At 68.6% G+C, this 16,281-nt stretch carries 16 protein-coding genes and 2 pseudogenes; 9 read left to right on the top strand and 9 right to left on the bottom strand.

Annotation, left to right across the window (positions count from 1 at the left end):
• Positions 1-263: 263 nt before the first annotated feature.
• The 3 genes from AB0F10_RS37145 to AB0F10_RS37135 form a co-directional block, all read right to left on the bottom strand.
• Positions 264-1,568 (bottom strand): threonine/serine exporter family protein, encoded by a 1,305-nt coding sequence (locus AB0F10_RS37145; protein ID WP_360636396.1) that lies wholly within the window; start codon positions 1,566-1,568, stop codon positions 264-266.
• Positions 1,569-2,456: 888 nt separating this feature from the next.
• Entirely contained in the window at positions 2,457-3,122 is a 666-nt protein-coding gene (locus AB0F10_RS37140; protein WP_360636394.1) for a response regulator transcription factor, read from the bottom strand.
• Positions 3,119-4,300 (bottom strand): sensor histidine kinase, encoded by a 1,182-nt coding sequence (locus AB0F10_RS37135; protein WP_360636391.1) that lies wholly within the window; start codon positions 4,298-4,300, stop codon positions 3,119-3,121. Before AB0F10_RS37135 ends, AB0F10_RS37140 begins: the two co-directional genes overlap by 4 nt.
• 110 nt (positions 4,301-4,410) lie before the next feature.
• Here AB0F10_RS37135 and AB0F10_RS37130 point away from each other — a divergent pair, with 110 nt between their 5' ends.
• Together AB0F10_RS37130 and AB0F10_RS37125 are read left to right on the top strand one after the other, a co-directional pair.
• Positions 4,411-5,118, top strand: a complete 708-nt coding sequence (locus AB0F10_RS37130; protein ID WP_360636388.1) for an ATP-binding cassette domain-containing protein — start codon at positions 4,411-4,413, stop codon at positions 5,116-5,118.
• Positions 5,115-5,831, top strand: a complete 717-nt coding sequence (locus AB0F10_RS37125) for an ABC transporter permease (protein WP_360636385.1) — start codon at positions 5,115-5,117, stop codon at positions 5,829-5,831. The genes AB0F10_RS37130 and AB0F10_RS37125 overlap by 4 nt, the downstream gene beginning before the upstream one ends.
• A gap of 23 nt (positions 5,832-5,854) precedes the next feature.
• Here AB0F10_RS37125 and AB0F10_RS37120 read toward each other — a convergent pair whose 3' ends face one another.
• Positions 5,855-6,163, bottom strand: a complete 309-nt coding sequence (locus AB0F10_RS37120; RefSeq protein ID WP_360636382.1) for a hypothetical protein — start codon at positions 6,161-6,163, stop codon at positions 5,855-5,857.
• A gap of 198 nt (positions 6,164-6,361) precedes the next feature.
• On the opposite strand from AB0F10_RS37120, the gene AB0F10_RS37115 reads away from it, so the two are divergent.
• Both AB0F10_RS37115 and AB0F10_RS37110 read left to right on the top strand, forming a co-directional pair.
• Complete coding sequence (locus AB0F10_RS37115; protein WP_360636379.1) at positions 6,362-7,192, top strand: SDR family NAD(P)-dependent oxidoreductase; 831 nt, start codon at positions 6,362-6,364, stop codon at positions 7,190-7,192.
• Between the two features lie 132 nt (positions 7,193-7,324).
• Positions 7,325-7,532: pseudogene (locus AB0F10_RS37110) on the top strand (IS6 family transposase); the annotation flags it as partial.
• Between the two features lie 294 nt (positions 7,533-7,826).
• Here the strand turns inward: AB0F10_RS37110 and AB0F10_RS37105 are convergent.
• Entirely contained in the window at positions 7,827-9,194 is a 1,368-nt protein-coding gene (locus AB0F10_RS37105; RefSeq protein ID WP_360636376.1) for a beta-1,3-glucanase family protein, read from the bottom strand.
• Positions 9,195-9,362: 168 nt separating this feature from the next.
• Between AB0F10_RS37105 and AB0F10_RS37100 the strand changes: the two genes are divergently transcribed.
• Together AB0F10_RS37100 and AB0F10_RS37095 are read left to right on the top strand one after the other, a co-directional pair.
• Complete coding sequence (locus AB0F10_RS37100) at positions 9,363-9,830, top strand: hypothetical protein (RefSeq protein ID WP_360636373.1); 468 nt, start codon at positions 9,363-9,365, stop codon at positions 9,828-9,830.
• 2 nt (positions 9,831-9,832) lie between these two features.
• Positions 9,833-11,067 (top strand): annotated as a pseudogene (locus AB0F10_RS37095) (IS3 family transposase).
• Between the two features lie 389 nt (positions 11,068-11,456).
• Here the strand turns inward: AB0F10_RS37095 and AB0F10_RS37090 are convergent.
• The 4 genes from AB0F10_RS37090 to AB0F10_RS37075 all read right to left on the bottom strand — a co-directional run bounded on the left by AB0F10_RS37090 (position 11,457) and on the right by AB0F10_RS37075 (position 13,310).
• Positions 11,457-11,975: a hypothetical protein gene (locus AB0F10_RS37090; RefSeq protein WP_360636371.1), complete on the bottom strand. Its 519-nt coding sequence runs from the start codon at positions 11,973-11,975 to the stop codon at positions 11,457-11,459.
• Between the two features lie 131 nt (positions 11,976-12,106).
• The gene (locus AB0F10_RS37085; RefSeq protein WP_360636368.1) at positions 12,107-12,490 is read right to left on the bottom strand and encodes a hypothetical protein; all 384 of its coding nucleotides are present in this window, start codon (positions 12,488-12,490) and stop codon (positions 12,107-12,109) included.
• A gap of 168 nt (positions 12,491-12,658) precedes the next feature.
• Positions 12,659-12,871 (bottom strand): ankyrin repeat domain-containing protein, encoded by a 213-nt coding sequence (locus AB0F10_RS37080; RefSeq protein WP_360636365.1) that lies wholly within the window; start codon positions 12,869-12,871, stop codon positions 12,659-12,661.
• A 118-nt stretch (positions 12,872-12,989) separates the two neighbouring features.
• Entirely contained in the window at positions 12,990-13,310 is a 321-nt protein-coding gene (locus AB0F10_RS37075; protein ID WP_360636362.1) for a hypothetical protein, read from the bottom strand.
• A 372-nt stretch (positions 13,311-13,682) separates the two neighbouring features.
• Here AB0F10_RS37075 and AB0F10_RS37070 point away from each other — a divergent pair, with 372 nt between their 5' ends.
• From AB0F10_RS37070 to AB0F10_RS37060, 3 genes are all read left to right on the top strand, one after another.
• On the top strand, positions 13,683-15,107 hold the full coding sequence (locus AB0F10_RS37070) for a Fic family protein (RefSeq protein ID WP_360636359.1): 1,425 nt from the start codon (positions 13,683-13,685) through the stop codon (positions 15,105-15,107).
• 138 nt (positions 15,108-15,245) lie between these two features.
• Positions 15,246-15,680 carry a hypothetical protein gene (locus tag AB0F10_RS37065; protein WP_360636356.1) on the top strand — a complete coding sequence of 145 codons (435 nt, stop codon included), beginning with the start codon at positions 15,246-15,248 and terminating at the stop codon, positions 15,678-15,680.
• Positions 15,681-15,841: 161 nt separating this feature from the next.
• The gene (locus AB0F10_RS37060) at positions 15,842-16,150 is read left to right on the top strand and encodes a hypothetical protein (protein ID WP_360636353.1); all 309 of its coding nucleotides are present in this window, start codon (positions 15,842-15,844) and stop codon (positions 16,148-16,150) included.
• The last annotated feature ends 131 nt before the right edge of the window (positions 16,151-16,281 follow it).

Below are 16,281 nucleotides of genomic sequence, written 5' to 3'. Positions count from 1 at the left end.
TTCCCCTTCGCGAGTTCTCGGCAGGTCCCGCCCGTGGAACCAAGCGAGACCCGCCGGCCAGGGCCGGTGGCCGTCCCCGGCGGGACCTTCGGCCCTCCTGCACGTTAATCCTGGCAAGCCGTGGCGTCAGGGAAACGTCGAGAAGGCCGACGCGGCGCAATCGGTCTGCGGGGCACGGACAAACGAGGTAGCGGGGCACGACGGCATACCTGAGATGGTCTCCATCGGGCTGCACGTCCTCGGGCGGCGCCTGCCTCGGCGCGTCATCCCGTACTTCCTAAATGTGTCGCCGGTGAGCGGCGATTGAGTCGCCGCTCCAGCGCCCGGTAGAGCGGATAGCCGCACAGCACACCAAGCGAGATCGATATCATGGCGCCGGCCGCGCTGATCATGTCTTCGACGCCCCCGAAGGAGTCGCGGCTCAGATATTCGGTGATGCCGATCAGGCTCAGCGATCCGGGGGCGAGCAGCCAGAAGCCCGGCAGGAACGACACCAGCGCGGGAGGCCCGGACGGCCGGCGCTCGACCAGGTACGCGACGATCGTCAACACGACCGCGCCGATGAAGCCGCTCATATACCCGCCGAGGACCAGGTCGCCGAGATACTCGGCGGTCCACCCGGCGTAGAGCACCAGACACAGCCACCGAAGCGAGCCGCGCGGGCCCGATTGGACCAGGTAATGGCCGATCGCGACGATCATCGCGCCGAGCCAGGGCGCCCAGGCGCCGATCGAGTTCTCCGGGGCATTGACGATCTCCACGGCCCGCGCCACGCCCACCGTCTGGGCGGCACCGATGATCCCGAACGAGAGCAGGAGCAGCTGCATGCTGCCGGAGATGAGCCGGCTCGCGCCCGTGATCATTTCGGCGGCCGAGAGCTCGACGACGGCCGTGGTGAGGATCGCGCCGGGTATGAAGGTCACCAGCGGAGCGATCATCGCGCGCAGGTCCGCCTCGATGAAGGTGGCGTCGGCGAGAGCCAGGGTGGCCGCCGTGACCAGGAAGGCCGCGATCACCGGGACGATCGCCTGTAGGTCTGTCCAGTGTGCCGTAGCCAGCTTGAAGAGCCCGATGAACAGGCCGAACAGCACCGCGAGGCCGAGGTCCGTCCGGGTCGGCTGGAGGATCAGGCAGATGCCGACGGTCAGCACGACGTGCCCGGCCACCCGTAGCGGCGCCCGGAAACGCGGCGGCTTGTGGACGATGGTGTGTAAGCGCCGGATGCCGGCCGCCGGCGAGATTTCCCCGCCTTCGGTCAATTTGAGTAGATTGAATACTGCGGCGGTCTGGTCAAGGCGCAGCTTCCCGCGGAGCTGGTGGGTCGGCTCCAGCGTCGCCGGGGCCCCGTGTGCCAGCGACACCACCAGGTAGGTGGGAAGCACAGTGATCCGGGCGTGCGGAGCGCCGTAGTGCGCCGCGACTCGGTGCAGGCGCTCCTCGATCTTGTTGACCGCCTCTCCGGCGGAGGTCAGCGCGCTGCCGAGGTACAGCAGGAACTGCTGCAGGTCGGCGGGGTCTGGCTCGCTGTGACCGTGCGGATCTGGTTCGGCGGGTCCCGGCAGTGGCACACCGATCACGCTAATCAAGGCCGCTCGGCGACGTGCGGACCTGAGAATTCCAGGCTCAGGCCGGCTCCGGTGAGGTAAGGCGCAGCGGAGCCCTCGGGGCCGCCGAGGGTCAACCGCGAGGCCGGGATGGCGCAAACATCTGTCCACGTCACCGCCGCCCGGGTTCGACCTGGACGCCGTTCTCCTCGGGTAACTTGCGGACCATGGGCCGCGCCCAGAGCCTCCCCGTTCTCGACACGACTGCCCTGCCGACTCCACCAGCGTGCGCCGTCCGGTGTCCTGACCACCGGAGCCAGTGCAGGCCGTGGTGCTGCGCGAACACCGCCGCCGGTAACGCGCCGAGCAACGCGCAGCCGGGCAGGCCTGGCAGGACTCCGGCTACGTCCCTGGTGAGAACGCTCCCTCGGAACGCCCGCTGAGCCGGCCCCCAGCCGCCGGAAGACTCCGAAACGGAGGCACCCACACGTCCAAGCGCGATTCAACGCGAAGCGGTGACCTTTGTGGCGTCGTTCGGATGCCCCGCATGAATTCGATCATTGAGCGGTGGTGCAGACCTGCCGACCGGAACTGCTGGATCTGACGTTGACCTGGAACCGGCCGTATCTGCTGCACGCGCTGCGAGAGTTCGAACAGTTCTACAACCAGCATCGTCCGCATCAGGGCATCGCGAACACCCGCCCGATGCACTTGTCGCCCGTGCAGGCCGTCGCCCCGGACAGGCCGGCCCGCCTGGACATCCGAAGACGCGACCGCCTGCACCAGAGCGTCTGCGGCCCGGTCATGAAGCAACCGCCCCGGCGGGATCGATCTGACTCGTACTACACGGAATCATCCCGGTGGACTCTTTGCCGGATAGTCACCCATTTGAGGAACGATGCACTCGGCGCGTCATCCTCCTGGCTTGACCAGTCCGGTCTCGTAGGCGATGACGACCAGCTGGGCCCGGTCGTGCGCGGCTAGCTTGGTCATCGTGCGGTTGACATGCGTCTTCACCGTGTGCGGGCTGACCACCAGGTGGCGGGCGATGTCCTCGTTGGACAGACCGCTGCCGACCAGCGCGAGCACCTCCCGTTCGCGCTCGGTCAGGCCGGCCAGGCGCTTCGGCGAGCCGACGTCGGCGCGGGTGGGGTGCGCCAGGTAGCGGGCGATCAGGCTGCGCGTCGCGGCCGGGGTCAGCAGTGCGTCGCCGCGATGGATGACCCGGATCGCGTGCAGCAGTTCCTGCGGCTCGGCGCTCTTGCCGAGGAAGCCGCTCGCGCCCGCGCGCAGCGCCTCGAAGACGTACTCGTCGATCTCGAAGGTGGTGAGGATCAGCACCCGGGCGCCGGCGAGCCGCTCGTCCGCGGTGATCAGGCGGGTCGCTGCGAGGCCGTCCAGCTCGGGCATCCGGATGTCCATCAGGACCACGTCGGCGCCGGTCGCGCGAACCACGTCGACCGCCTGCCGGCCGGTGCGGGCGGTGCCCGCCACGCACATGTCCTCGGTGGCGTCGATCAGCCTTGCGAAGCTGGCCAGCAGCAGCGGCTGATCGTCGGCGAGCGCGACCCGGATCAACCCGGATCCCCCGTACGGGCGGCCCGCCGCAGCCCGTGATCGGATTGCCGGCTGCCGGCCGGAAGCCGGGCCGCCACCCGGAAGCCGCCGTCCGGTCGTGGCCCCGCGTGCATCGTCCCGCCCAGCGCGGCGACCCGCTCCCGCATGCCGAGCAGGCCATGCGCGTCCGGTCCGGGCGGCGGTGACACCGTCGGGCCGTCGTTCTCCACCAGTACGGTCAGTGCATCGTGCTCGCGCCGCAGAGCCAGCCGCACCTCGACCGGGCCGGCGTGCTTGCGTACGTTGGTCAGCGACTCCTGGACGATCCGGTACGCCACCAGGTCGGTCGCCGGGGGCAGCGCCCGGTCGTCGCCGTCCCGCTCGCCGACGATGTGCAGCCCCGACCGCGCGAAGTCGGCGAGCAGGTCGTCCAGCGCGGCGAGCCCGACGGCCGGCTCGGTGGGGGTCGCCGGCTCGTCGGGGCGGCGCAGCAGGCCGACCGCGTCGCGCAGCTCGTCCAGCGCCGAGCGACTGCTGCGCCGGATCTGCTCCAGCGTCTCGCGGACCGGCTCCGGCTCGCCGGTCAGTACGTGCCCCGCCACGCCGGCCTGCACGTTGATCAGCGCGAGGTGGTGGCCGACGCTGTCGTGCAGGTCGCGGGCGATCCGCAGCCGTTCCTCGGTGACCCGTTCCTGGGCCCGCAGCAGCGCCTCGGCCAGGTAGGCGCGCCGGTTGCGGGACGCCTCGCCGGCGGCGACCGCGAGACCGCCGAGCGCGGCCAGGGCGATGTTCTCCGGGCCGAGCCAGTGCCCCGCCTTGGCCAGGGTATGAAAGGCGCCGATCACCAGCACCAGGGAACCGGCGATCAGTAGGGAACGTCTGCGGTCGGCGCCCTCCGCCACGGTGTAGAGCGCGATCAGCGGCGCGGCCAGGATGAGGGTGCCGCCGCCGGCAACCATCCGGGCCAGGTAGACCTCCGCGGCCACGGTGCTGACCAGCAGGACCGCGTACGGCCATCGGCGGCGCAGGGCGAGTGCGCCGCAGGCGACACCGGAGGCGGCCAGCGCGACGCCGTCACGCAGGTGATGACCGGCCGGCGTGGTCAGCAGCGCGACGAGCCAGATGACGAGCGCCGTCGCGGCATCCGCCACGTGCGGACGGTCGTGCGCCATCCGCTTCAGATGGCCGAGGACGCGCATGGCAACACCGTACGGCCGGTCCGGGCCGGTGGGGATACCGCCGGCGCGGTATCCCCAAGATGCCGCGCCGAGGCGACGAGAACGGACGCCCGCCAGGCCAGAGTCGGCCCATGACTGATGTAGCGGTGCACGGGCTCACCAAGAGATTCGGCGGCGTCACTGCCGTACGCGACCTGAGCTTCGCCGTCACGCCCGGCGTGACCGGCTTCCTCGGCCCGAACGGGGCCGGCAAGACAACTACGCTGCGGATGCTGCTCGGCCTGGTGCGGGCCACCGCCGGGTCGGTGACCATCGGCGGGCGGCCCTACGCCGAGCTGCCGCACCCGCGCCGGGTGGTCGGCGCAATGCTCGACTCGATCGGCTTCCACCCGGGCCGCACCGGGCGGCAGCACCTGCTGATCTCGGCCACAGCGGCCGGCCTCCCCGGTTCCCGGGTCGACGAGGTGCTCGACACGGTCGGGCTGACCGCGGGGCAGGCCGGCCGGCGGGTACGCGGCTACTCGCTGGGTATGCGGCAGCGGCTCGGGTTGGCCGCCGCGCTGCTCGGCGACCCCGAGGTGCTCGTCCTCGACGAACCCGGCAACGGCCTGGACCCCGCCGGAATGGCGTGGCTGCGCCGGCTGCTGCGGGATCTGGGCGACGACGGCCGCACCATCATCGTGTCCAGCCACGTGCTCGCCGAGGTCGCACAGACCGCCGACCGGGTCGTGATCGTCAACGAGGGCGTGCTGCGCTACGCAGGCCCGGTCGCCGACCTCGCCACGCCCGGCGGCAGCCTCGAGGATGCCTTCCTGCGCCTGACGGGAGCCTCCCGATGATCATCGCGGCCGAGTTCCGCAAGCTCCGTACCGTGCGCAGCACGTGGATGCTGCTGGGCATCGCCCAGCTGATCGTCGTGGCCGGGGTGTGCGGCCTGATGCTCAACCGGGACGACCGGGACAGCGTGGCGGCGCAGCAGGGCGCGCTCGCGCACGTCGGTCTCGTCGCGCTCTTCTCCCTGCTGCTGGGAATCATGGCGATCGCGGGCGAGTACCGGCACCGCACGATCACCGACGCGTACCTGGCGACGCCGCGGCGGGAACGGGTGGTGCTCGCGAAGCTGGTGGTGGCGGCCGGTGCCGGCCTGGTGCTCGCGCTGACCGCGGCCGTGACGGCGGTGGTCACCACTGTGCTCTGGGTCGGCCCCGCACTGTCGCTCTCGTCGTGGGAGCTGTGGCGCACGCTGCTCGGCAGCATCGCCTGGAACGTCCTGTTCGCCGCCGTCGGCGTGGGTGTCGGCGCTCTGGTCACCAACCTGATCGCCGCGGTGGCCACGGCCCTGGCCTGGATCGCCCTGGTCGAAGGCATCGTCGCCCAGCTTCTCGGCGATGCCGGCAAGTGGCTGCCGTTCGCCCTCGGCTCCGCGCTGGAGAGCGCGCCGACCAGCACTGGCGGGCCGGCGCCCGGGTGGGCCGGGTTGGCACTGGCGGCATACGCGGCGGCCTTGGTCGCGGTGGCGATCGCCACCACCGTCCGCCGCGACGTCACGTGACCGGGTGGGGAGCCGGTTGGCTGTCAATCCTTGAAGCCTGCGAACGGTTCAACCTTCCACGGGCTCTGCGCGTCTTCGCGAAACGCCACCATTCCCAGCGGCAGGTTCGCCACCTGATCCACCGAGGCGTCGGTCGCGATGATCGAACAGCAGCGCATCGCGAACGGCCACCTGGTCACGGTCGGACCACCCAAGACTGCCGCGAGCCGCCGGCTTGTCGCCCTCGGTGGATGAGCCGCTGCAGCCGCGCCGGGTCGTTGCTGGTGGGGAAGCCCGGCATGGTCGAGCAGTACCAGTTCGGAGAAGGACAGGATGGCCAGGTGCACCTGCACGCCATTACGGCCCACAGCGCAAGGGCCAACGGCAGACGGCGTACACATCGAAGCCGCCGCCCGCACCAGCGATCAGGACACTGCGGGCCGGAGCCAGAGCGGCAAACAACGGCGGGGTGGCCAACGTCGGTCCGTTGGAGTTGCCGTAGGACAGGTTCAGGTATGTGCTCGGCCGCCTGGTGGATCTAGATTCGTCGTGTGGGAAAGATCGCTCTTGTTACCGGAGCCAACCAGGGTCTGGGTTTCGCGTTGGTCGAGGGACTTGCGCGACAGCTCGGATCCGCCGACATCGTGTACCTCACCGGCCGCGACAGCCAACGTATCGGGGCTGCCCGCGAGCGGATCTCGGGTGCTCGTGCCGACGTGCGCGCCCGGCTGTTGGACGTTCGTGATGGAGGCGCGGTCACCGCCTTCGCCGAGCGGATGAGGGCCGAGCACGGCGGCGTCGACATTGTTCTGTCCAACCACTACCTGCGTACGGTGCCCGAGGACGTGCCCGCTGATGTCATCGGCGCGTATGTCGACGCCAACAACCTTGGCACGACGCGGATGCTGCGTGCGTTCCTGCCGGTGCTGCGGCCGCGGGGGCGTTTCGTCGTGGTGTCCAGCACGCTCGGCCGGCTTCGCGAACTACCGATCCCGTTGCGTGCCCGCTTCGAGGAGGTGCAGACGTTGGATGACCTCGACGCCATCACACTGGCATGGCGCGATGCCGTGATCGACGGACGCGCACGTGACGAGGGGTGGCCGGAGTTCATCAACATCGTGTCCAAGGTTGCTCAGGTCGCGGCGGTGCGCGTTGTCGCAGGCCGGCGGCGCACGGAGGACCTGGCGCAGGGCCGGTTGGTGGCTGCGGTATGCCCCGGCATGATCGATACAGCGTCATCGCGGCCGTGGTTCGACTTGACCGGGGCGCAGTCTCCGACGCAGGCGGCTGTCGCACTGCTTCGGCTGGTCCTGGAGCCGGAGCCCGACCCGGCGTACTACGGCGAGTTGGTCCGCTTCGGGAAGGTGTTGGGGTGGCCCTGACCACGGGTGGTCGGGCTCTGTTGCGTCGGCTGCCAGGATGATCAGGCACGGTTGACCGGTGAAGTCCACGGCTCGGTCTCGTCCTGGTCTCCTCCTCGGTCGGCGTTCGCCGGCTTCCGCTTCCCGGCCGAGGTGATCCTGGTGGCGGTGCGCTGGTACCTGCGTTACGGCCTGTCCTACCGCGACGTCGAGGAACTGCTCGCCGAACGCGGCGTTGAGGGTCGACCACGTGACCATCTTCCGGTGGGTGCAACGGTTCACCCGCCACTCACCAGGCGACCGGTGGTTCGTCGACGAGACTTACGTCAAGGTCAACGGGACCTGGCGCTACGTTGACCGCCGTCGGGTGGGGAGTCGTGATCGTGCTCGCCGTGGTCTCCGGGTCGGCCTCATGCTGACAGCGGTCCAGTACCTCGCCTACCTCCGTAGGCGGCCTGACCACGCACTGGTACACAAGGGACATGAAAAAGGCTCCGATCAGACATAAAATGCCTGATCAGAGCCATGATCACCTGTGCGCCGCGTAGGGCTTGAGCCTACAACCCGCGGATTAGGAGTTCGCGGATCCTGTGAGTCGGCGGCCCGGATGAAGGCCGTTGTCACCCAAGGGCGAGTAATGCGTGGGTCGGGTCCTCTACCAGCCGACCGCGATCACCAGCCACTGCGGGTCGGTGTGCGAGATGAACGAGGACTGCCCGGCCACGTCGTCGTACGGGAAGCCGTAGGCGAGTCTGTTGATGGCGTGGTCGTGCCAGAACTTCGCGTAGTAGTTGGCCGGCGCGGCCCGGTAGAAATTCGCGACCGTCTCCCATTGAGAGGAGGGCAGGTCGGCGGTGTGCCGGTTGAGCGCCGCGCACTTCTGGGGCTGGCTGGCCAGCGTTCCGGCGCAACCGAAGATGTTGCTGGTGGTCTCGTTGATGCCGACGCTCGAGGCGTACGAGGACATGTAGTTCTGGTATTGACCTCCGGCCCGGAACGCGGCGTCGCTGCCGGGTGCCATGATCCGGTACGGCGCCGTCGCGGTGGCCAGGTGCTTGAACTCGGTCGGTACCTCGTTCTGGAACTTCTGGAAGGTGACGGCGCGGTCCTCGGCGAAGGTGGCCTGGTCCTCGCCGACCTGGACATCGTTGCCGTCGTGCGAGTGCAGCCGCATGGCCAACTTGAGCCCGAAGGCGTCGACCCGGGTGGTGTTGCCGTTGAAGACGTCCGGCCCGACGGTGAACTCGATGAAGTCGAAGTACTGGCTGTTGGGCGAGCCCAGGTAGAAGTACATCCGTCCGGCCGAGTTGGCGGACATGTCGAAGTACGGCTGTTCGGCGATCGAGTGGGTCTGGCCGTTGAAGCTCCAGTAGACCTGGCTGTCCGGGTACCTGCCGTTGGTCCGGTTCAGGATCTTGAGTTCGAGCACGTTGCCGGCGGCCGGGATCGTGCTGGTGTCGCCCCAGAAGCCGCCGGCCGGGGGAGTCGTGGTGGGCGGGGTGGTCGGGGTGGTACCGCCCGAGCCGAAGACCTGGAACTCCCACAGCGAGTAGCCGTACGGGGTGCCGCGGGCGGTGCCGTACATCCGGACGTAGCGGCCGTTGCCGGAGACGGTCAGGTTCTGCACGCCGCCGGCGCCGGTGGTGGTGCTGTAGATCGTCGTCCAGCTGGTTCCATTGGTCGACGTCTGGATCTGGAAGGCCTTGCCGTAGGCGGCTTCCCAGTTCAGGGTGACCGACGTGATGGTCGCGGTGGCGCCGAGGTCGACCTGCAGCCATTGCGGATCGCTGAAGGCGGAGGACCAGCGGGTGCCGGTGTTGCCGTCGACCGCGGCCGAGGCCGGGTAGGGGCCCGGGTTCTCGCTCGACGACGCGGTGGCGGTCTTGCCCTGCGAGATCGGAGTGGCGGCGGCGTGCGCCGACAGTCCGGTGAACCCGAGGTACGTGATGAGCAGCAGGGCGCCGAGGGCGGCCGTCAGTAGGACGGGCCGTCTAGGGTGCGTCGGGGACAGCGCATGGGACATGGGGACTCCCGATGGAGGCGGTGGCAGCGCCTTCTCCGCCGCCCGTCGGAGCGGACCCGAGAGGACAGGACGACTGTCCGGCGTGGGGCGGCGACGGAGAGCGCTCTCTGCATCCAGTTCTATCGATGCGTCACGTAACACGCAAGCAATATGAGTTACGGAACCGTCGTGACTCTTCGACTCGGCATCACCCTCGCCGCGACCACGGTCCGGGAGAATCCTGCTGACCAGGCGATGGAGCGCGGCGATTGCGGGACTGCGATCGACGTGTACGCGCCAGTCAATGCTGACTTCTCCTCAGCCGCCGAGCAGGCACCGTCTGACGATGGCCTCCTAAAACGCCAGGCGCTCTACTTCGCCTTAGGCGCGATCGTGGCGATGCCGGCTTCCATCACCTTGGCAAACCTCCTGTCTCCGCACGACGAAGCCAGGCGGCCCGACCTCGACGCCGCGGTCGTCGGTCACGGCGGTAAGACGCCAGGGGCTGCCTACGTAGCCGGCGCTGACGATGCCGGGCGAGGCGGCTGGCAGCGACGCGACGGCACGTGGACCGGGTCCGTCCTGTCGGGCAGGCGCCGTCGGTCAGTGTCCCGCACCGGGTTTGATGGAGACATCGAAACCTGGGAGAAGATTTAGCTATGCCGGCACCGAAGAAGTACAACGATGAGCTGCGTGAGCGGGCGACCCGGTTGGCGGTCGAGGCCCGCCGGGACCCGGCCGGTGCGGTCGGGGCGATCCGGCGGATCGCCGATCAACTCGGTGTCCATCCTGAGGCGTTGCGGGTGTGGGTGAAGCAGGTCGAGACCGACGCCGGACAGCGGCCGGGCACGACCAGCAGCGACGCGGAACGCCTTGCCGCTCTCGAGCGGGAGAATCGTGAGCTGCGCCGGGCGAATCAGATCCTGAAGTCCGCGGCAACTTTCTTCGCGGCGGAGTTGGACCGTCCGTCGCGATGAAGGTCGCCTTCGTCGACTCCCAGCACGAGGAACACGGTGTCCAGCCGGTCCTGCAGGCACTCCAAGACACGCCGGCACAGATCGCACCGTCGACCTACTACGCCGCCAAGGGCCGCCCGGCCTCGGCTCGCTCCCGGCGTGACGAGGAGCTGACCGTGCTGATCGAGCAGATCCACGCCGAGAATTACAGCGTCTACGGGGCGCGCAAGATCTGGCACGAGCTGCACCGCCAGGGCGTCGAGGTTGCCCGGTGCACGGTCGAGCGGCTCATGCGTGCCGCTGGCCTGCGAGGGCTGCTGCGTGACAAGTCGCCGCGCACGACCCGGCCGGCCCCGGAGACCGACCGGCCTCGTGACCTGGTCAACCGCGACTTCACCGCGGAACAGCCGAACCAGCTGTGGGTCGCCGACCTGACCTACGTGCGCACGAGTGCGGGCTGGGTCTATGCCGCGTTCGTGCTGGACGTGTTCTCCCGGCTGATCGTCGGCTGGCAGGTCGCGACCAGTCTCTACACCGATCTGGCCCTCGACGCACTGAAGATGGCGATCTGGCGCCGCGAGAGCCAGGGCGCTGACCTGCACAAACTCGTCCACCACTCCGACCGCGGAGTCCAATATCGAGCGATCCGCTACAGCCAGCGGCTCGCCGAAACCGGCGCTGTCGCCTCGGTCGGCTCGAAGGGCGACTCCTACGACAACGCGATGGCCGAGGTGTTCAACTCCCTGTTCAAGGCCGAACTCGTCCGTAACAAGGGTCCGTGGCGCGGCCTCGACGACCTGGAGATGGCCACCGTCGAGTACATCGACTGGTACAACAACCGGCGCCTGCACGGCGAACTCGGGCACTTCCCGCCCGCCGAATACGAAGCGCTACACGCGATGACCCGCACGGTCACCGCACCTCTGGAAACCAGCTAACCAACTCTCCATCAAACTCGGGGCTTGACAGAGAGAGTCGCAAGATCTCTACTTGACCCTGCTGGACCACGATGACCGTCAAGTGCAGGCGCTCGCTGCCACTTGCCTTGGGCACTTGGCGAGGGTTTACGGTCAGCTCGACGAAAATCGTGTAGTCGCCGCATTTCGGCAGGTGCGCACCAGACCCCACGTCAGGGGGAATGCCGACAACGCGCTGGAGGATATCGAGGTCTTTCTACATCCTCAGCGTGCACGCTGGCGTGGGCGTTTATGGCGACTTGCCCACCCGCGGACTTGGTTCTGACGCGGCCTAACCCCTCTCGGCAGGCGCGACGGAGACTGGACACCCGCCTCTGCCGCCGGTCGTGCGCGTCGGCCGAGCCCCGCAATCACTTATCGTGTCGCCGGCTTGGCCGTCTCGATCCGCCGTAAAGGTGGACGCGGTGGTCGACATTATGGTCCGGCTCGCGTGAGACGAATCCGTCAGTCTTCATCTCGCCGTTCGCGATGAGTATCAGCCAGTCCTCGTAGTACCAGCTGGGATTGCAGGCGCATGTGGTGACGGTGAATCGGAAGTTTGCCCGATACCGGCCGATCTCCCCGGGCTTGAGCGCGAAGAGACGGGCCGGGCCACTCTGCCGCGGATAGGCGGCCCAGCCCGGCAACCGGTCGACGACCAACGTCCCGCTCTCCACGGACAACCAGAGGTCGAGGTCGTGGGCTCGATCCAGGCCACCACTGACAACGCCGTCATGACCCACGTACCGGGCCGCCTCATCTGAAAGCACGTCATGAATGACCACATCACCGGCTGGCATCGACGGCGGAAGCACCGCTGGGCTGCACAGACCCCGCCGGGCGTTCGCCGCCGGCGCTCCACGTGCTGCTGCACTCCAGCGCACACGCACTCGTTGAATAGTGATCACGGTTCACCCTGCCGCGCCAAGCCACCGGACCGCTAGCCGTTATCCGGATCTGCCGCCGATAGTTGCGCGGCAACGGACGCCCTGTTAACGCGAGCCTCAAGACTGGCCTGGGATCAGGGGCCGGGCAGGTAGCGCGTGCGGCTACCGTACGTTCGGTCCTCGAGTTCCACGAAGGCCAGGCTGGGGACCTCGGGTACGAGTTGGCCGTACAGGTGGCGGGCGACCAGCTCGAAGGTCGGCCGGAAGGGGAACCTGTCGATCCACGGCCCGTCGCCGAGCAGGTCCGCCCACGCCGCCAGGCGAGCCGACAACACGTCCGTGTCGAAAAACCATCCGCGTTCGGTGAGATCGCCGTCCTCGAAGCCGACACCCGCTCGCAGGGCCACCTCGACAGCCTCGCCGGGAAGGAGCCGCTGTTGCCCAGCAGCGGCCCGGACCGGCGACGGCAGGCCTTGGCGGGCGCGGAAGACGAGGCAGACATCGACGATGAAAGGCATTGGGCGATCATTCCATCTACGGACCAACCAGGCTCCTCGCCGAGCGTCACCAAGGTCACGCGCACGGATTGCCGCGCAGCGGGCGCGCTGGCCACCGGAGGAGCCGTCACCATGCGTAGCAGCGTGGGCTGTGCCGGCGCACGCTCTTGCCGACGAGAGGGCACTCGATCATGCCGATGTCCGGATGTCAGGGAGCCCGCCAGCGGTCAGCAGCACCGCGACGACCTCGGATGCCGCCATCCCGGCGGCGACGTGCAGCGGCGTATACCTGCGGTAGTTGCCGGCGTCCACGGCGGCGCCCGCGGCTATCAGCCGGGCGACCTCGCGCCTATCGCCTGCCTCGGCGGCAATGTGCAGCGGCGTCTCTCCCAGCGGATCCATCCCCGCACGCTAGCTTGATCCATACTTTCAACCGTTCGTCGGGCGGGCCGACATGCACTTACGGGGGCCGAACGCAGGCGCGCACATCTGCCGCCGACAACGCTTGGTGGCGGGGGTTCTACAGCAGCGCTTCGTCGAGTGTCAGCGCGAATGCTGGGCCGGGTCGGCCCGGTTGCCAGCCGGTGGCCAGTGCCTGATGGATGCCGGCGGCCACGGTCGCCGGAAGAACAGATGTGCTCGGTAGGCCGAGCCAGTTCCCGGGGTGCGCGTATGGCAGTGCCACCACGAGCAGTGCTCCCGGCTCGTCGAGGAGTTCGACGACGAACGTCAACGGTGACCAGCCGAGAGCCTGGCAGTAGGTCGGCCTACGTCTGACCAGCCAGCGAAATGCGAGGCCATCAACGACGATGCGCCGGGATCCTTTGCTGGTCAATGTCACGAACCGTCTCCACTCCTTCAGTCCTGCGTTGGTTGGGCACGCTATCCGGATGCGGCAGCAGCCACTACCGAGTTCAAGTCACGAAGTTGGGATCGCGCCCTCATCTGGCGCCGAGGGCGCTCCATCGACGAAACCCGGCAGGTCAAACAACAAGCTCAGTGCATGACAATCTGGCAGCCGGGATCGCGTATTGCGCAATTGCCGAAGGCAGGCCAGATCTAGTCTTGCTCCCGCCAACCTGCCGGACCTCCGCTTCCCGCGGGTCGTCATGCTTGGTCGAGCGGGTGCTGCTCATGGCCGCGCGGTCGAATGCGGCGAACAACAACAAGGAGGGGCATCCCTCGCTGGACGCCGTGGCAAAATGGCCGGACGATGACGATCGATCCACTAGATCCGCGACTGCAACCTTGGACCTTGACATGGGCGGAGGTGGACCCGGCCGCTCAACCGTTCGACCCGAGCACTGCGCCCGCCGTCGTTCATGCCGTGGCCCCGGCCGAGATGCCTGCGCCATCCGGCCCGGCGACGCCCGTGGACCACACCTCGGGGGACCCGTACAACGCATGGCTTGCCGCAGTGACGGTGGGGCTCGTCGAGCATTACGGTCGGTGGGCGGCCGGCTGGGAGGGCCTGAGCACCGGGCACTCCCACGGCGGAGGACAGGGGCTGCGGTGGTGCTGCGCCCAGGACTCGTTCACGACGCCGGAGCGGACGCTCGACGCCGTCGCGGGGGCGCTACTGGACTGGCGCTCGTACCTCGAGGAACTCGCCGACCTTTTTGCGCGGCACCTGCCGCTGCCGGAGAATCCGCGCGCGGCATTCGCCGCTTGGGAGGCCGCGGTCGGCGATCTAGTCGCGACGGCCATGGCGCGCACGGGCTCGGAGGAATACTGGTACGGCAACAGCGGCCGGGTCCTCGGCTGGTTCCTCTTCGCTGCCGGGGTGCCGGACCACCTGGCCGGTGCCATGATCGACGACGCGATCGGCGGCCGGTTTCGGAGCTGGACCGCACCGACGGGCGCGGAGGTCGCCGACGCCGCGGAGGCTTTGGCCGCGGCGGTCACCGGCATCGAACCACGTCACCTCGCCTGGCCCGATACCTGGCCCCGCGACTGGCCGAGCCGGCGCAGCAGCGAGCTGCCCGCCGCTTCGCGCGCACGGCAGCCCGACTACTCTCCACGTTTCGACGCGCTCAGTACGTGGCGGCGTGTCCGGCGGGCGGCCCGGTGGGCGGACGTCGCCGAACACGTGCGCGGGCCAGCCCGCACCGGGCGCGACGGCAACGCCGAGTTCTTCGCCACGCGGCAGGAGGACGCCGACCGGCTGCTCGCCGCACTGCGCGTGGCACGCGTCGACGCTGACCGGGGCGGCCCGCTCACGTTCGCCCGGCTCCAGACATGGCAACGGATCCTGCTCGGTGTCAGCGAGGTGCCGTTCCGCACGACGTCCGCTTGGGCAAAGGGCGGCCGAGAGTGGTACGCGTACCAGCCAGATCTGCCCGAGGCGTTCGATGCGTGTCTCGCCGAGGCCACCGACCCCGAACTGCCCCTGCCGTCGAGGGCCGCCCGGGTATACCTGGATGTGGCGTTCTTCCACCCGTTCCCCGACGGCAACGCCCGGTCGGCGGCGCTCACGCTGTATTTCGTCCTCGCCCGAGAGGATGTGGTACTGGATCAGGCAGCGTCGCTGCTCATGACCGTACGCCCAGCCGGCGAAACGCGCGCAGCCGAGGCGATGGCCAGGCACGTCGCGGCGCTCACCGAGCAGACCCGCCGCCGTGCCGAGTTGACCTGGTGACTCTGCGGGTTGGCGGCCGGGCGGCCGCCATCGGAGAGAACCGCTAACTACGTAGTGTGATGCTTGCCGTTGCCGGTCGGCATCCGGATTTGGCGATGAGCGGATACCGCAAACGGCGACACCAGGCAGAATGCTGAGGTGACACTCGACAAGTCCGGAAAGCTGTGGCGCGGGGACAACTTCGACGATCTCGCCGAGTACGTCCGCCATTTCAAGGCAGGTGGCTACCCGGTAGCCACGGTGGTGGAGTCCCGATGCAGTGAGTGCGACGGCCGCGCCTTCCGCGTCAATATCGACGAGGAGGAAGCGGCCCAGCGGGCGTGCCTCGCCTGTGGCACGATCGCGTTCATCGGCGACAGCGCCGAACACTGGAGCGGGACCGACGACGACTCCTGCGCCTGCCCCTGCGGAGGCGAGGAGTTCGCCGTCGCGGTCGGCTATGCGCTCTTCGACGACGGCGAAGTGCGCTGGGTCAGCGTCGGCCTACGGTGCCTGAAGGACAACACTCTTGGCGTCTACGCCGACACGAAGATCGACTACAGCCCTTCGCGCCACCTTCTCCGCCAGGCGTAACCACCGAGGCCATCGCCATCTGCCGCCGGCCGTTGGGCCCAGCCGGCGCGAGCCTGACCCTGCGGGTGGTTGACGCTCCGGTGGCTCTTTGGCGCCGAGAGCACACTGAACTGCCGAGTTCAGTGTGCGGTCGCCGCCTGCCGCGCCCTGTTACCAGCAGGATGACCCTCTCTGCCACCGCCGTACCGCCCACTGCACCGGCCGGCCTGGCCGCCGCGGTCGCCTCCGTCGCCGGCTTCATCGCCCTGTGGGGAACCGTCGTACTGGCGTTCTACCACTACGTCACCAGCCTGTTCGACCAGCAGGTCGACCTCACCAACCAGCTGAACAACAATCAGGCGTTCCCCGGCCCTGTACCTGCCGAATATTGCGTCCGCGCTGGTCGGAGAGGTTTTCGGGTCGCGGCAACGATCTTGGTTCGCTGTCCCCCGCGTCTTGCGTGTCCATCGTCGTTGATGGCTGCGCGATGATGTCGTCTCATGCTGCTGCGACTGGCGTACCTGGGTATCACCAACGCATTCGCGCTGCTGCGGCTGTTACCGGGCAGCGATGGGGACAAGGACACGGAGATCCTCGTGTTGCGCCACCAACTCGCGGTGCT

Origin of the sequence: Actinoplanes sp. NPDC026623 (genome assembly GCF_040638275.1) — a bacterium.
Lineage (GTDB): Bacteria > Actinomycetota > Actinomycetes > Mycobacteriales > Micromonosporaceae > Actinoplanes.
Note: the sequence above shows the minus strand (reverse complement) of the source record. Positions and strands in the feature narration are given on the sequence as shown.

Bases quoted from the DNA above. Each gene is read 5' to 3' on its own strand.
- AB0F10_RS37135 (WP_360636391.1), bottom strand. From the start codon at position 4,300: ATGCGCGTCCTCGGCCATCTGAAGCGGATGGCGCACGACCGTCCGCAC.
- AB0F10_RS37130 (WP_360636388.1), top strand. From the start codon at position 4,411: ATGACTGATGTAGCGGTGCACGGGCTCACCAAGAGATTCGGCGGCGTC.
- AB0F10_RS37125 (WP_360636385.1), top strand. From the start codon at position 5,115: ATGATCATCGCGGCCGAGTTCCGCAAGCTCCGTACCGTGCGCAGCACG.
- AB0F10_RS37105 (WP_360636376.1), bottom strand. From the start codon at position 9,194: ATGTCCCATGCGCTGTCCCCGACGCACCCTAGACGGCCCGTCCTACTG.
- AB0F10_RS37085 (WP_360636368.1), bottom strand. From the start codon at position 12,490: ATGCCTTTCATCGTCGATGTCTGCCTCGTCTTCCGCGCCCGCCAAGGC.
- AB0F10_RS37080 (WP_360636365.1), bottom strand. From the start codon at position 12,871: ATGGATCCGCTGGGAGAGACGCCGCTGCACATTGCCGCCGAGGCAGGC.
- AB0F10_RS37070 (WP_360636359.1), top strand. From the start codon at position 13,683: ATGACGATCGATCCACTAGATCCGCGACTGCAACCTTGGACCTTGACA.
- AB0F10_RS37060 (WP_360636353.1), top strand. From the start codon at position 15,842: ATGACCCTCTCTGCCACCGCCGTACCGCCCACTGCACCGGCCGGCCTG.